This window comes from Sinorhizobium fredii NGR234 (assembly GCF_000018545.1).
GTDB classification, from domain to species: domain Bacteria; phylum Pseudomonadota; class Alphaproteobacteria; order Rhizobiales; family Rhizobiaceae; genus Sinorhizobium; species Sinorhizobium fredii_A.
On the sequence record NC_000914.2, the window covers coordinates 523,435 to 536,165 of the forward strand.

At 59.2% G+C, this 12,731-nt stretch carries 14 protein-coding genes and 1 pseudogene; 1 reads left to right on the plus strand and 14 read right to left on the minus strand.

What is annotated here, in order from left to right:
* Positions 1-78: 78 nt before the first annotated feature.
* Positions 79-312, minus strand: coding sequence for a helix-turn-helix domain-containing protein (locus tag NGR_RS32145; protein ID WP_010875417.1), 234 nt, complete (start codon positions 310-312; stop codon positions 79-81).
* 217 nt (positions 313-529) lie between these two features.
* Between NGR_RS32145 and NGR_RS32150 the strand changes: the two genes are divergently transcribed.
* Positions 530-853 carry a transcriptional repressor TraM gene (locus NGR_RS32150; protein ID WP_010875418.1) on the plus strand — a complete coding sequence of 108 codons (324 nt, stop codon included), beginning with the start codon at positions 530-532 and terminating at the stop codon, positions 851-853.
* A gap of 3 nt (positions 854-856) precedes the next feature.
* Here the strand turns inward: NGR_RS32150 and NGR_RS32155 are convergent, their stop codons facing one another.
* From NGR_RS32155 to NGR_RS32215, 13 genes and pseudogenes are all read right to left on the minus strand, one after another.
* A complete protein-coding gene (locus NGR_RS32155; protein WP_010875419.1) occupies positions 857-1,567 on the minus strand; it encodes an autoinducer binding domain-containing protein in 711 nt (236 codons plus the stop codon).
* 302 nt (positions 1,568-1,869) lie between these two features.
* Positions 1,870-3,165 (minus strand): IncP-type conjugal transfer protein TrbI, encoded by a 1,296-nt coding sequence (trbI, locus tag NGR_RS32160; protein WP_010875420.1) that lies wholly within the window; start codon positions 3,163-3,165, stop codon positions 1,870-1,872.
* Positions 3,166-3,176: 11 nt separating this feature from the next.
* The gene (gene trbH / locus NGR_RS32165; RefSeq protein WP_010875421.1) at positions 3,177-3,623 is read right to left on the minus strand and encodes a conjugal transfer protein TrbH; all 447 of its coding nucleotides are present in this window, start codon (positions 3,621-3,623) and stop codon (positions 3,177-3,179) included.
* A 3-nt stretch (positions 3,624-3,626) separates the two neighbouring features.
* Positions 3,627-4,439, minus strand: a complete 813-nt coding sequence (trbG, locus tag NGR_RS32170; protein ID WP_010875422.1) for a P-type conjugative transfer protein TrbG — start codon at positions 4,437-4,439, stop codon at positions 3,627-3,629.
* Between the two features lie 17 nt (positions 4,440-4,456).
* On the minus strand, positions 4,457-5,119 hold the full coding sequence (locus tag NGR_RS32175; protein WP_010875423.1) for a conjugal transfer protein TrbF: 663 nt from the start codon (positions 5,117-5,119) through the stop codon (positions 4,457-4,459).
* A gap of 23 nt (positions 5,120-5,142) precedes the next feature.
* Positions 5,143-6,318 carry a P-type conjugative transfer protein TrbL gene (trbL, locus tag NGR_RS32180; protein ID WP_010875424.1) on the minus strand — a complete coding sequence of 392 codons (1,176 nt, stop codon included), beginning with the start codon at positions 6,316-6,318 and terminating at the stop codon, positions 5,143-5,145.
* On the minus strand, positions 6,312-6,509 hold the full coding sequence (gene trbK / locus NGR_RS32185; RefSeq protein ID WP_010875425.1) for an entry exclusion protein TrbK: 198 nt from the start codon (positions 6,507-6,509) through the stop codon (positions 6,312-6,314). The genes trbL and trbK overlap by 7 nt, the downstream gene beginning before the upstream one ends.
* Complete coding sequence (gene trbJ / locus NGR_RS32190; protein ID WP_010875426.1) at positions 6,506-7,309, minus strand: P-type conjugative transfer protein TrbJ; 804 nt, start codon at positions 7,307-7,309, stop codon at positions 6,506-6,508. The genes trbK and trbJ overlap by 4 nt, the downstream gene beginning before the upstream one ends.
* Positions 7,281-9,738, minus strand: a pseudogene (locus NGR_RS32195) (conjugal transfer protein TrbE). Before NGR_RS32195 ends, trbJ begins: the two are co-directional and overlap by 29 nt.
* Before the next feature lie 10 nt (positions 9,739-9,748).
* The gene (locus NGR_RS32200; protein WP_010875429.1) at positions 9,749-10,048 is read right to left on the minus strand and encodes a conjugal transfer protein TrbD; all 300 of its coding nucleotides are present in this window, start codon (positions 10,046-10,048) and stop codon (positions 9,749-9,751) included.
* A complete protein-coding gene (locus tag NGR_RS32205; protein WP_010875430.1) occupies positions 10,041-10,424 on the minus strand; it encodes a TrbC/VirB2 family protein in 384 nt (127 codons plus the stop codon). Before NGR_RS32205 ends, NGR_RS32200 begins: the two co-directional genes overlap by 8 nt.
* Positions 10,414-11,391, minus strand: a complete 978-nt coding sequence (gene trbB, locus NGR_RS32210) for a P-type conjugative transfer ATPase TrbB (protein WP_010875431.1) — start codon at positions 11,389-11,391, stop codon at positions 10,414-10,416. Before trbB ends, NGR_RS32205 begins: the two co-directional genes overlap by 11 nt.
* Before the next feature lie 10 nt (positions 11,392-11,401).
* Positions 11,402-12,028 (minus strand): acyl-homoserine-lactone synthase, encoded by a 627-nt coding sequence (locus tag NGR_RS32215; RefSeq protein WP_010875432.1) that lies wholly within the window; start codon positions 12,026-12,028, stop codon positions 11,402-11,404.
* Between the last annotated feature and the right edge of the window lie 703 nt (positions 12,029-12,731).

A 12,731-nucleotide genomic window follows, 5' to 3' on the forward strand; every position in this document is an offset into this window, starting at 1 on the left:
ATGTTCACAAACACGCGAAATCAATGGGATGTAAGCGGCGCATACGCTCGATTTTACCCTGCAGTAGGATTATTCGCCTCATCGCGTGCCAAACGGAGTCTCATCAGTCGGGGTAACCAACTCGACGTGACTTACACCCAAGGCTTGAGCCAGCTCATAAAGAGTAATCACGGTAGGGTTGCGTCGCCCGCGCTCAAGGCTGCTCAGATATTGTTGGCTGAAACCGGAACGAGCTTCGACCTCTTCCTGTGTCAGGCCCTTCTCCCGACGCAGGCGGGCGAAATTAGAGCCGACCAGCTTGCGCATATCCATGCGCTGAAAGATCGTCGTTTACACACCATAAGTTTATCAACTAAAGTATGTAAACGCGGCGGCTCGGAACGCCCGTCGGCTCGAAGCAGTTGTTTAAATGTCGAGTTTAGATTCAACTGCCTTGCCTCAGCCCAGAGAATTTGGCTGTAGCGGCTAGACCGATACAATGCCGACCTTGGGTGCTGGGCAGTGAGGAAATCAAATCAGGGAGAAGCGGATGAACGATATGGGCTCATCCGAGGTGAACGACGAAAACAAGGAGAAAGAAGCGCGCTACAGTGTCATGACCAAGTCAGAGCTTGAGGCACTGGCAGTTTCCGCGATTCGCGAACACCGCCGGCTCCTCTGGGCCGATCAGGCCGTTTACGAGGAGTGGTTGCGCGCAAGCGACGATCCGTCGATTTCCGGTCCGGTCCTCCAGACGCTCCAGGATGAGTACGTTGCACGCCAGAAGAGGTCGGAGGCCCAACAGGAGGAGCTATCGGACATTCTGGACGCGCTTGGCTTTGTGCCCGACGTGCCTTTCGACGATGACAACTAGAACTCAGACCAGGCCGCGATCCTTGGCAATTGCAACAAGTTGCGGCACTGATTCCGCGTCAAGCTTTGCACGTGCTTTATCGAGATAGTGCTGCACGGTTCTGGCATTGATTCCAGTGAGGTTGGCGGTTACGGACGCAGTTTTTCCCTTCGAAGCCCACACCAGGCAAAGCATCTCGCGCGGCGACAGCATTTGCTTGGGATTAAGCACCGTTTTCGCCGCAATGATCTTCAATTGGTAGTGCACCATCATCAGCAATTGAACTGCCTTTTTGGGATCGAGCACGCCCGAAATGTCCACTTTCCTTTCCGGCGATGCGAAGGTCAGCATCATCGCGGATCCGTAGCTTCCCTCCACGGGAATGGTGACGCCGCAGCGAATGCCGTGGCTGATTGCCTCGTCACGAAACCGCCGAAGAGGAGACGATCCTCGGGCAGGCCAAGCGTCGGCGGTCCAGAAAAAAACGTCCCGCCGGCGCTTTGCTTCCGCCAGCACGGGATCGATGTTGAAATAGTCGCTACCGAGGTAGATGCTTTCCCATGGTCCGGGATAGGAATGGAACGTCCTAACCTGGGTGCCGTCTTTTTGCAGGTAGGCGAACCTGTCATACCCGCAGGAATGCGCGAAGCTTCTAAGAGCAATCTTGATCATGTGCCCATCTTGCGCGGCTTCCAGCATATCGATGAGCGAGCGAAGGTTTCCGTTCACGGACATCTCTCCTATCTTCTTGACCGCCGAGCTCGTCCTTTGCGAAACGAGCGGCCGTTTGGGCAATCGGGTCATGACTGCGATTTACGCACACAATTACTTTTTGCGGCAACCGCAGGTTAATAGAGCATGCGGAGTATTCCCTCGGACCGTGTACATTAGCACTACCTGTGGAGATGCAGCTTTCAAGCCACGTCGGCCTAGAAATAGTACAAGTGAGGAAAGGTTTTGCGCTGCAGTGATTGTAGCGCCACACCGCGCGCCAACCAGCGGCAGATACGGAGATCAGATCTGTGGGCCCTGCGCCGCTAATTGTCACGATAGGCGGACGGAAAGATGATGTCCTGGTCAACGAGGACATTGAACTTATAGCCGGGTCGGATGCGGATTGTTGGCTGGACGTTCAGGTTCTTCGATATGGTCTGCTCAGCCACCCGGCCGAACGATTCAGCGAAGTTTCGGCGTACGGCGTCTGAGGCAGTATCCTGTGTCGCCAGCGTCGAGCTCTCGGGCATCGACATGTCGATTCCGGTCCCAATCAGCGCGATCAGCGCTGCCGAACTCCAAGTGCGCCAGAGATGCCGGTCGACCCTGTCCTTGAAGCCACCATAGCCCTCGGCGTCCGTGCCAGCCATACCGCCAATCTGCAGGGTCGATCCATTTGGGAAAATGAGATCGGTCCAGACGACGAGAACGCGCTCCTGGCCAAACGAGACCTTTGAGTCATAGCGCCCGAACAGTTTGGCGCCCTGCGGGATAAGCAACCGGTAGCCGGTGGCGCTGTCATAGACATTCTGGCTGACCTGCGCTGTGATGCGACCCGGGAGGTCGGAATTGAGGCCGGTGATCAAGGTGGCGGGAATGACCGAGCCGCGCTTCAACTCATAGACCGACATCTGCGGCACGACCCGATTTGGGAGGTAGCCATCATCCTTGATGTCCTGGTTGAAGAAATCCTCCTTCGACGCCTGGGCGTTCGGATCGAGGTTCTCGCCCATGATCCCCGATTTCATGGCGGCGGGGTAGAGGTCCGAGGCATTGTTTTCTGTCGCCGTGGGATTTTGACCCGTGTCCGTGGAGTTCTTGGGTGCTTTCTCGCCTTCGGAAATATCCACCTTCAACGGCGAGTCCAAAGCCGTTGCTCGTGCCTGCAGCCGGGCCATCCGCTGCCGCTGGGCCTCGCGGATAATTTGTTCGTCCTGCTCGCGCATCAGGCGCGCCTTCCATTCTTCCTCGGTTTCGAGCCGCGGGCGTCGCTCTTCCGGTTCCGTAGGCCGGTCGACGACAGTCGGTTCCTTGTCGACCTTCTGTTTCATGGTGGGCGTCGGCTGAAACGCTTCCCGTTTCACCGGCTCGCCGATGATACCGTCGGTGACGCCGCGCTTGAGCTGGTCGCCGAAATTCGTTGCCGGGGTATTCGATGCGCTGTGGATATCATTGTTGCGGTTGAACGGAAGACCGCGCCATGCCAGTCCGATGACGACGAAGCCGACGAACAGCGCAACGATGACGATGGCGACGATGATCGGCAGGCGATTGAGACGGCGCATGCCGTTCTGATCTTCGGCCTCGTTGGCGGCACCAAGCCGCAGAGACTGGACCATATCTGTCTCCGTCAGTTGCGCTGCATGATGGAAAGCGGACTTGCCGGCACAGCACCCGCTGCCGTTGCCGTGTAGGCCCGGCCAAGCGCGATAGAGGGCGTCGAAAGTCGCGCGAGCACCTGACCGTCAACACCGTCGATCGAATAGCCGAGCTCGACCAGTTTCACGTCCTTGCCGACCCTGCCGACCTTGCCATCAGTCACGACCGTATAGCCCCAGCCTTTCAGCGCCGCCTCGAGCGCGCTCGCGAAATCCGACGAGTCTTTTTCGATCTTGATGGTCATCGTCGCAGACGGGCCGATCTGCTCGGCGAGCCGGCTTGCCATATCGCCGGCAATCGCGCTCGCCGCGGGCCCGGTGACGGTGGTTGGCGTGGAACTGGTCGTCAGCCCGTCCTCGGCCGTTTGGCAGCCGGAAAGAATAGCCACCGTAACAAAGGAGATCAGAAGCTTCCGCATCGTTCAGCCTCCCCGCCGAATAGTGATCTTCTGCTGCCGCCAGCCGACGCCGGAGACGAGGATCGCCTTGTCGACCGCGTAGTCCACGATCATCATGTCATTGTTCATGCGGTAGTTGACGATGCGGTTTTGGCCGCCGCTGACGACGAAAAGCACCGGCGCGTCCTGTCCGGAGATCGATTTCGAGAATTGGACGTAGGTTTTTGCGCCGTCCGAATAGACCCGTTTCGGCTTCCACGGCGCGCTCCCGCTGACCGAGTAGGAGAAGTTCAGCTTGTCGGGTGCCGTTCCTGGAATGCCGCCGGTCTCGAGCCTTGAATTGATGTCAGCAAGCTTCGTCGAAACGTCCTCCGGATACTCGAAACCGACGCGCGCCATATACTGGCTCGGATGGGATTTCAGCTGGATGTGATAGGTGCGGCGCGACGTCGTGACCACCATCGAGGTGACAAGGCCTGGCTCCGACGGCTTGACGATCAGGTGGATCGCCTGCCCGCCGGTGGCACCCGAGGTCGCCGGTTCGACCTTCCAGCGCACGCTATCGCCAACGAGAACGTCACGCACGATTTCGCCGCCCTGCAACTCGATATCGCAGACCTGCAAGGGCGAGCAGACGACCGACGGCTGCGTCTCGCCGAACAGGAAGATGACCTTGCCGTCGGGACCAGTCGTCACCAACCCGGCCGTGCCGCGCCATTTCCTCGAAATACTGGTGCCCTTCACCTCATTGGTGGTCATGCTCTGCGCTTCAGCGGCGCTCGCAAAGACGAGTGTTGCCAGGCAGCCGGCGGCTGCGATCAATCCGGTTCTGTGCATTGAGAATTCCCCTGCCCTTAAAGCTGCGCTGTCCAGTCAAAATCCCTGACATAAAGGCCGATTGGATTGAGGCGGATGGTTGCCTCGTCCTGCGGCGCGGTGAGTGTCACCGTCGCGATGCCCCGGAACCGGCGCGTGCCGATCTCCTTGCCCTTGCGGTCCCGTTCGTATTCGGTCCAGTCGATCTGATAGGTCTGGTTTGAGAGCGCCACGATGTTGTTGACTTCGATCGCGACCGTTGCGGTTTTTGCCTTCTCGAATGGCGAATTGCCTCGGAACCAGGCGTTGATCTTCTCCGTCGACGGATCGGAGGTCCGAAGGAGCACGTAGGTGCGGTCGATATATTGTTTCTGCACCGCGGCGTCCGGCGTGATCGAACGGAAGCTGGTCACGAAATTGCCGAGCGTGGCGCGCACTACCCGCACATCCGCATATTCAATCTGTTCGGGGAAACCGGTCGTGACCGACGTGCCAAGCTTGTCGACCTGGACGATGTAAGGCACGAGCTTGACCTCGGTGCTGAGATACATAGCATATCCGAAACCGATCACGGCCATGGCCAGGCCCAGAATGCCGACTGTGCGCCATGCCGCGGCGGCTCGCACATAGGATCCGTATCGTTCCGTCCATTCCTGCCGCGCGGCAAGATAGGGGTTTTCGGGGGCGCGGTTCGCTGCCATCGTCTATCACTTTCTGATTGCTGTTAGTCTTTGCGTTCGGGAGGTGGCTTGTGCCCGCTATGACCGCCCCGGCTCTCATCGAGCTTGGCGTTGGCGAGGCCGAGGATTGATCCGGCATAGGCGCCGGGTGAACCGATCGCCTTTTCCTTGGCGGCAGAACCAGCAGCACTGCTGGCGGATCCGATCCCCGCGCCGAAACCCCGAAGCGCCGCGCCGGCGAGGGATGAACCCGCCGCTCGTGCCGACTGACCGGCCGTGAAACCCGTTCTCGCGGCGCCGCCCGCGAGGAACCCAGCGCCGGCGGCGAAGGATGCCGCCTGGCCGCCGTGACGGATCGTTTCCATCCCCCCGGAAACCGAGGCGCCTTGCACTACACCTTGGATGATGCTCGGCACGTACATGGCGATGATGAAAACCACGACGGAGATGCCGGCGATCGCCAGGGTCGTGACAAATTGGTCGGAAGACGCGGTTGGAGCATTCGCCAGGCCCAAGAGGACCTGCGATCCAATCTTAGCTATCATCACGAGCGCCATCAGTTTCATGCCGACGCCGAAGGCATAGACAAGATATCGGACAGCGAAGTCTTTCGTGAAAGAGGAACCGCCAAGCCCAAGCATGATCATGCCAGCGAGCAGGCCGACATACATCTCGACCATGACCGACACGAAAATTGCTGCAACCAGCGAAAAGCAGATGACCACGACACCCATCGCCAGCACCGCAGCGATTGCGAGCGCATTGTCCTCGAAGACGCCGAACTGGGCTTGCTGCGACATTTGTGAGGCGACCCGAATGCCAGCGTCGAAGATTTCAGCGGGGGATGCCGATCCGCCGCCAGCGCCGATCTGGAACAGGCTATCGATCACGGCGCGCGCGAAGGTCGGGCCCTGCGTCAGAACGAAAGCAAAAAATCCGACGAACATGATCCGCCGGACAAGCTCAGCAAACCAGCTGTCGAGCGAAGCCGCCTGGAGCGCCAGCCAGACGGCCGCGATGCCGATCTCGATGGTGGCCAAAATCCAAAACAACGATTTCGCCGCGTCAAGGATGGTGGTTTCCCATCCTTTCGCGGCTGCCGAGACGTGGTTCTCCAACTCCGTGAGGACTAGACCTTCCTGCGCGAAAGCGCGTGCCTCGAAGGCGACATAAGCCAAGCCTGCAATCAGCAACGAACGTGCAAGACTGATCTTCACCATCTTGGACCCATCTCCTGACCATCCTTGATCGGCGGAAGCGCCTTCCCCGCGCCGAAGAATTTTTCTTTGGCGGTGCGTTGCTCCTCAGGTGCGGATGGGTTGGAGGCTCTGGAGTTGACGATCAGCGCTGTCGCTGTGGTCGAAACCGCAGCGACGAGGATCACTAAGGCAATGATAACGGCGCGGCTCACCAGCGTGGCTCCATTTTCTGACCTTCCGGAATGCTCTTGACGTCGGCGTTGAAGAATTTTTCCCGCCGTGCTTGCGCCAGGTCCTTGTCGGTCTGCTCCGTCTGGAGCCAGGTTCCCATCATGGTCATCTGCTGCGAGACAAGGCCGCGGAGCTTCTGCATCTGCCCGACCTGTTGGGCCGCGATTTCGTGGCCCACCTGCAGAGCCTTCATCTGCCCGTCAGCGGTCTCTGACATCGAGCGCAGCGAGGACATTGTCGTTTCCTCGCTGTCGAACTGATCGGCCGTGAGGCTCGCCGCATTCAGCGTGCTGGCAATCGTATCGCGGTTGGTGTCCGACCAGGCTTGATAAGTCGAGGAGAATGTCTCATTCCTTGGCAGGTTGGTCTTGAGGGTTGCATAGCTCTGGAATCGCTGCTGCAGTACGTGGTCGGCGTTGCCCATGGAAAAGGCGATGCTCTGACCTTGATCGACGATGCTGCGGAGCCGATTGAGATCACGCTCGACCTGCCCCCACATATGAGACGGAAGCGTCGCCGTGTTCTGGAGCAGGTTCTGATAGATGTTCAGCTGCGTCTCGATCTGTTGTGCGAACTGGCTGATCTGGGTGAGCTGGTTCTGAATTTGCTCATTGGACTTCCCCACCAGGGCAACCAGCTCCCCATTGTTGAGAACCTGCGTCCACTCGGTTGCGACGCCAGTGGCGGTGCCGGCATCGGCCGGCTCCCCTGTGCCGACCGTTACGGCGACGACCGCCAGACCGGCGAGCAAATTATTCGACATTGAACAGCGACGCGGCATCGTGAAATCCTCTCATCTGAAGCCAGTGGACCGGCCAGTCGCGGTCGTATTCGGAATGAAGTGTTCGGATGCGATTCAAATCTTCCTTGCCGGATGCGCCAACGAAACTAAGCGCCACCGGACCGAGCGCCATATCAAAAAGCCGCCGGCCTTCAGGGGTGACGACATAGTATTCGCGCTTCGGAGTGGCGTTCGAAATGATCTCGATCTGCCGCTCGTTGAAGCCGATCCGTTCGTAGAACTCGCGCGTCCCGGGTTCGCGAGCGGCTCCATTCGGAAGGCAGATCTTCGTCGGGCAGGATTCCTTCAGCACGTCGATGATGCCGGAACGCTCCGCGTCGGAGATTGATTGTGTCGCGAGGACGACGGCGCAATTGGCTTTCCGTAGCACCTTCAGCCATTCGCGGATCTTGGCTCTGAATACTGGGTGGCCGAGCATCAACCAAGCCTCGTCCAGCACGATCACACTCGGCGAGCCGTCGAGCAGTTTCTCAATGCGACGGAACAGATAGGTGAGCACGGGGACGAGATTGCGCTCGCCCATGTTCATGAGTTGCTCGATCTCGAAGGTCTGAAAGGCGCCGAGCGATAGTCCGTCGTGCTCGGCGTCGAGAAGCTGACCCATGGGCCCGTCGACTGTATAGTGATGCAGGGCGTCCTTGATCTCGCGCATCTGCACGCCGCTCACGAAATCGGAGAGCGATCGTCCGGGAGCGCTGGCCATTAGGGTGACCTGGCGGGACATGGCATTGCGATGATCGGGCGTGATAGTGACACCCTGCAGAGCGACCAGCATCTCGATCCACTCCGCGGCCCAAGCCCGATCGGCGTCACTTTCGAGATCCGACAGCGGACAAAAGGCCAGTGCCTTACGCCCTTCCGCATTGTCGCCGCCGATCTCGTAATGATCGCCCCCGGCAGCCAGCGTTAGCGGTAGGAGCGCGCTTCCTTTGTCAAAGGCGAAGATCTGGGAACGATCATAGCGTCGGAACTGTGCCGCGATCAGCGCCAGCAGCGTGGATTTGCCGGATCCCGTCGGACCAAAGATCAGTGTGTGGCCGACGTCGTCGACATGCAGGTTCAGCCGGAACGGTGTCGAACCGCTTGCAACCTGCATCAGCGACGGAGAATTGGGAGGATAGAAAGGGCAAGGTGCGACCGGGCTTCCCGACCACACGGAGTTCAGGGGAATGAGATCGGCGAGATTGCTGGTGTTGATCAGCGGTTCGCGGATATTGCAATACCAGTTGCCGGGCAAGCTCCCGAGATAGGCCTCGGTCGCGTTGAGTGTTTCGATCCTCGCCCCAAATCCTTCGGCCTGGATCAGCCGGCGGATAGCCTCGGCTTTTTCCTGCAGCGCTTCGCGATCACTGTCGAAGAGAATGATCACGGGTGTGTAATAGCCATAGGCGACAAGCTGCGAAGACGCTTGCGCGATGGCATCCTCGGTTTCGGCCACCATTGTCATGGCGTCCCGGTCGACCGACCGGCTTTGCGTCTGAAATAGCTGGTCGAAGAACGGCCGGACCTTCTGCTGCCACTTCTTGCGCGTGCGTTCGAGCTTCTGACGCGCCTCTTCCGCATCAAGGAAGATGAAGCGCGACGACCAGCGATACGTCAAAGGCATAAGGTCGAGGCTGTTGAGGATGCCCGGCCAGCTCTCGGCGGGGAGCCCGTCGATCGCCACGACACCGAGGAACCGGTTCTCGACCTTCGGCGTCAGACCATGCTCGAGTTCGGCGGTCGCGATCCAGTCAAGATACATGGGAGCAGCTGGCAATCGGATCGGATGGTTTTCGCCGGTGATGCAGAATCGGATAAATTGCAGCAGTTCATCATAGCGGGCGACACGCTCCCCTCCCCTCTCGGCGGCCTCGCGCGTTTCCATGCGCCGGATCGAAAGGGTGTTGGCGAAATACTGCTCGATCTCGCGGATGGCGTTCTTGAAGATGAAGAGCACAGTGTCCGCATAGGTCTTCCTACGGCTCTCCCCGTCCGAGTAGATGTATTTGCTGAGCGGCTGTCTTTTTGGCCTCCGACGGCCGATAGGTCAGGATCAGCGCATGCTTGCTTTCAAAATGTCCTCGCTCGCGCGCGAAATGCGCCCGTCGCTCAGCGTCAATTGCGCGCGTCACAGCATCGGGGAAATGGCAGCGGTCTTCCGAGGGATAATCGTACGTCGGGATACGGGCGGCTTCGACTTGAATCATCCAGCCGGTTCCGAGCCGCGACAGGATTGCGTTGATCTGGCGCGATAGTTCGTTGCGTTCGAAGTCTGTGGCGCTGTCGGAGTCCGGCCCGGCAAAATACCAGCCGGCCATCAGGCTTCCGTCTTTCAACAGAAGCACGCCGTTGTCGACCAGGCCGGCATAGGGGACGAGATCCGCGAAGGATGGGCCGGTTGCCCGAAACCGTTTGAGCGCGACCATATCAGCCTCCTCAATACCGCCGCCACGGAGAGGTGGTCGCCTTGTAGTAGGGTTTGTAGGAAATGTGCCGGACATAGACCTGCCGCATCAGCGGATCGGACTTCGCCATCATGCGGAGCAAGCCGACGATCACGATCCACACGACAACCCCGAAGAGCGCCGAGTAGACAGTCAGCACCACAAAGATCAGGATGACCGCGGCAAGCCCGGTGATCAAAACCAGTTCCCGGTCCGCGCCCATCAGGAGGTTCGGCCGGGAGAGCGCACGGTGAATGCGATTGCGGTAACGTTCGGATAGCGCCTCAGCCATGTGCCCCCTCCCCTTCTGCACTCGGGCGCGTCGAAGTGGCGCGATCATTGGTCAGGCCGATCGAAGCGCCGGTCGCGCCGAACAGGCCGACAATGGTCGTGGCGCCGAGGAGGATGCCGGCAACAAGCACGACATACATCAGCCGCCGCGCGAAATCGTTCAGCTCACCGCCGAAAATCAGCATGCCGCCGGCGATCGCGACTGCCGCAAGTGCTATGTAGCCCGCGACTGGCCCCGTGATGGACTCCTGGATCTGCTCGAGCGGTCCTTCCCAGGGCAGACTGCCGCCTGAACTGGCCAGTGCCGGTGCTACCGACGCCAAAATGAGTGGCGAAGCAAGAAGCGCGATGGAGATAAATTCATTCTTACGCGACATGCCGCTCCTCCCGTTCTTCGGTGAGTTGGTCAGATTCGATCTCGTATCGGCCGTTGGCGAAGCGCTCGACCTGGATGATGTCGCGCACACGCCGGCCTCGCGGCGTACGCTCGATGGAAACGATGAGGTCGACAACCTCCCCGATCACCTCGTGCATCGGCTGTTGGCTTGCTTCGGCCGTCAGCTGCTCCAGGCGCCGGAGCGCGGAAGTCGCCGTGTTCGAGTGGATTGTTGCCACGCCGCCTGGATGTCCGGTGTTCCATGCCTTGAGCAAGGTGAGGGCAGCACCATCGCGCACCTCGCCGACGACTATTCGGTCGGGACGCAGGCGCATCGTGCTCTTGAGCAGCCGCGCCATGTCAACCGTATCGCTGGTACGAAGAAGAACGGCGTTGTCGGCCGCACACTGGATTTCGGCGGTGTCTTCGAGGATGACGAGCCGGTCTTCCGGCGCGCTCCTCACGATCTCATGGATTACTGCATTTGCGAGCGTCGTTTTGCCGGAGGCAGTTCCACCGGAAATGATGATGTTGAGGCGTGAGTCAATGGCGCTGCGGATCGTCGCAGCCTGGGCCTCGGTCATCACACCGGAGCGGACATAGTCGTCGAGTGGGATCAGGCGAGATGCCCGACGACGGATTGTGAAGGAGGGCTTCGCGACCACTGGCGGCAATAGACCCTCGAAACGATGTCCGCCTATCGGAAGCTCACCGGAAATGATGGGTTGTTCGGTGTCCACTTCGGATTGGAGGGCATGAGCAACCGTCCCAATCACCATTTCCGCCGCAGCCGACGACATCTCGCCAGCGGGCGCGACGCCGTGCCCGAGCCGTTCTATGAACAGCTTACCATCGGGATTCAGCATTATCTCTACTACGTTGCTATCGTCCAAAGCAACGCAGAGCTGGTCGCCAAGCGCCTCCTGAAGCTTGCGGACGAGGCGAGGATGAGAGCGAAGCTGTTCCACTGATTTCTCCTTACGCTGATTGGCCAAAAGTGCTGATGATTTGAGAGCGGTAGTTGGCGGGGCGGAGCCTCATGAATGTGTCTGCCTTTGCCGGCAGAGTGCCCGCCACGGCCACGGTCGCTCCGATCGGCCTTGGCTCGCCAATGCGCTGAAGCGGCCAACCGACGCGGGCGAGGATCCGTTCGAACCGAAGATCCGTCACCGTGACGATTTCGGTGTAGCGGTTAGCCACCGACCATTCGATGATCCCCGCGAACATTGTGAGCGTCGCCTCATGAATGGAGCCGTCTCCCCTGCTCTCAGCAAGGAAGGTGTCCACGCAAAAGCGCGAGCTCTCGACCATAGAGGAATGAGCGTTGAGGTGACCGGCAGAAAGGAGCGAGGGGAAAACGTTGGCCACCATCGTGGGGCCGAGCGCAGGCAGTAGGCGAGCACATCCAACCACTCGATCGTTGCTCGATACGGCTAGGATGTAGGTCGGTTGAAGATCGTCGAAAGTATCTGACTCACAGCCTCCGACGACATTGACTTCCCAGCCCAAACGATCGGAAAAGACGCGGGCGCGCAGTTCGTGATGGCTGCGGAGAAGTTGGGCTTCTTCGATATTTCGCGGCTTTGAGATCGCGAGAATCTGCATGAATTTCTCCGTCGTTGTTGGACCGCGGGGAAATCAGCACAAATCGGAATCGGGTGGCAGTTGTAGGATCCTACAAGGTTCCCTGGAACGCGTTGGGCGTTGCGTCGCGTCACGTCTGCCTTTGCAGACCCGAAGGCCCCCTTGCGTCTTGTAGGATTCACAGGAGAACAATTCGTGTCCATAGACGGCCGTGATCCGCGTCTAACCCTCAGCGGACAAATACAAATTTGCGAAAGTAATCCTTCGGCTCACTTGAGCCAAGCAGGGTCTTTTCAACCCATTGTCAATCCCAATCTTCTGGACGGTCAGGAAGAATCACCTTCTATTTTTGCGGGGCATGGCCTGTAACGGACAGTACGCCGCAGAGAGGGACAGATGGTGAAAGCAAGTCGAGCAGAACCAATTGCTGGGCCCAATGAAGAAGTTGGCAGCAAAGTTATGTGCCCCGGCTCTCTTTCCGGGCAACCGCAGCAACTCAGAACTCGAATATATTCACCAAGGCTGAGTCGGGTGAGTCGCGGGGAGCAATACGACCGCTATTTCGCGGTGACGTTTGGTAGTCAGGCGAACGGCCGTATTTCTCCCCTGGAAAAGTGCTGGCGCCTGGCGGAGCGCAAGCGTCCATCTAAGTGCCTAGGAATGAAGGAGAAACACGCATGTTTTGCCGGCGAGCAGGGGCTGCTCGGGACGCGGTATAAACCCT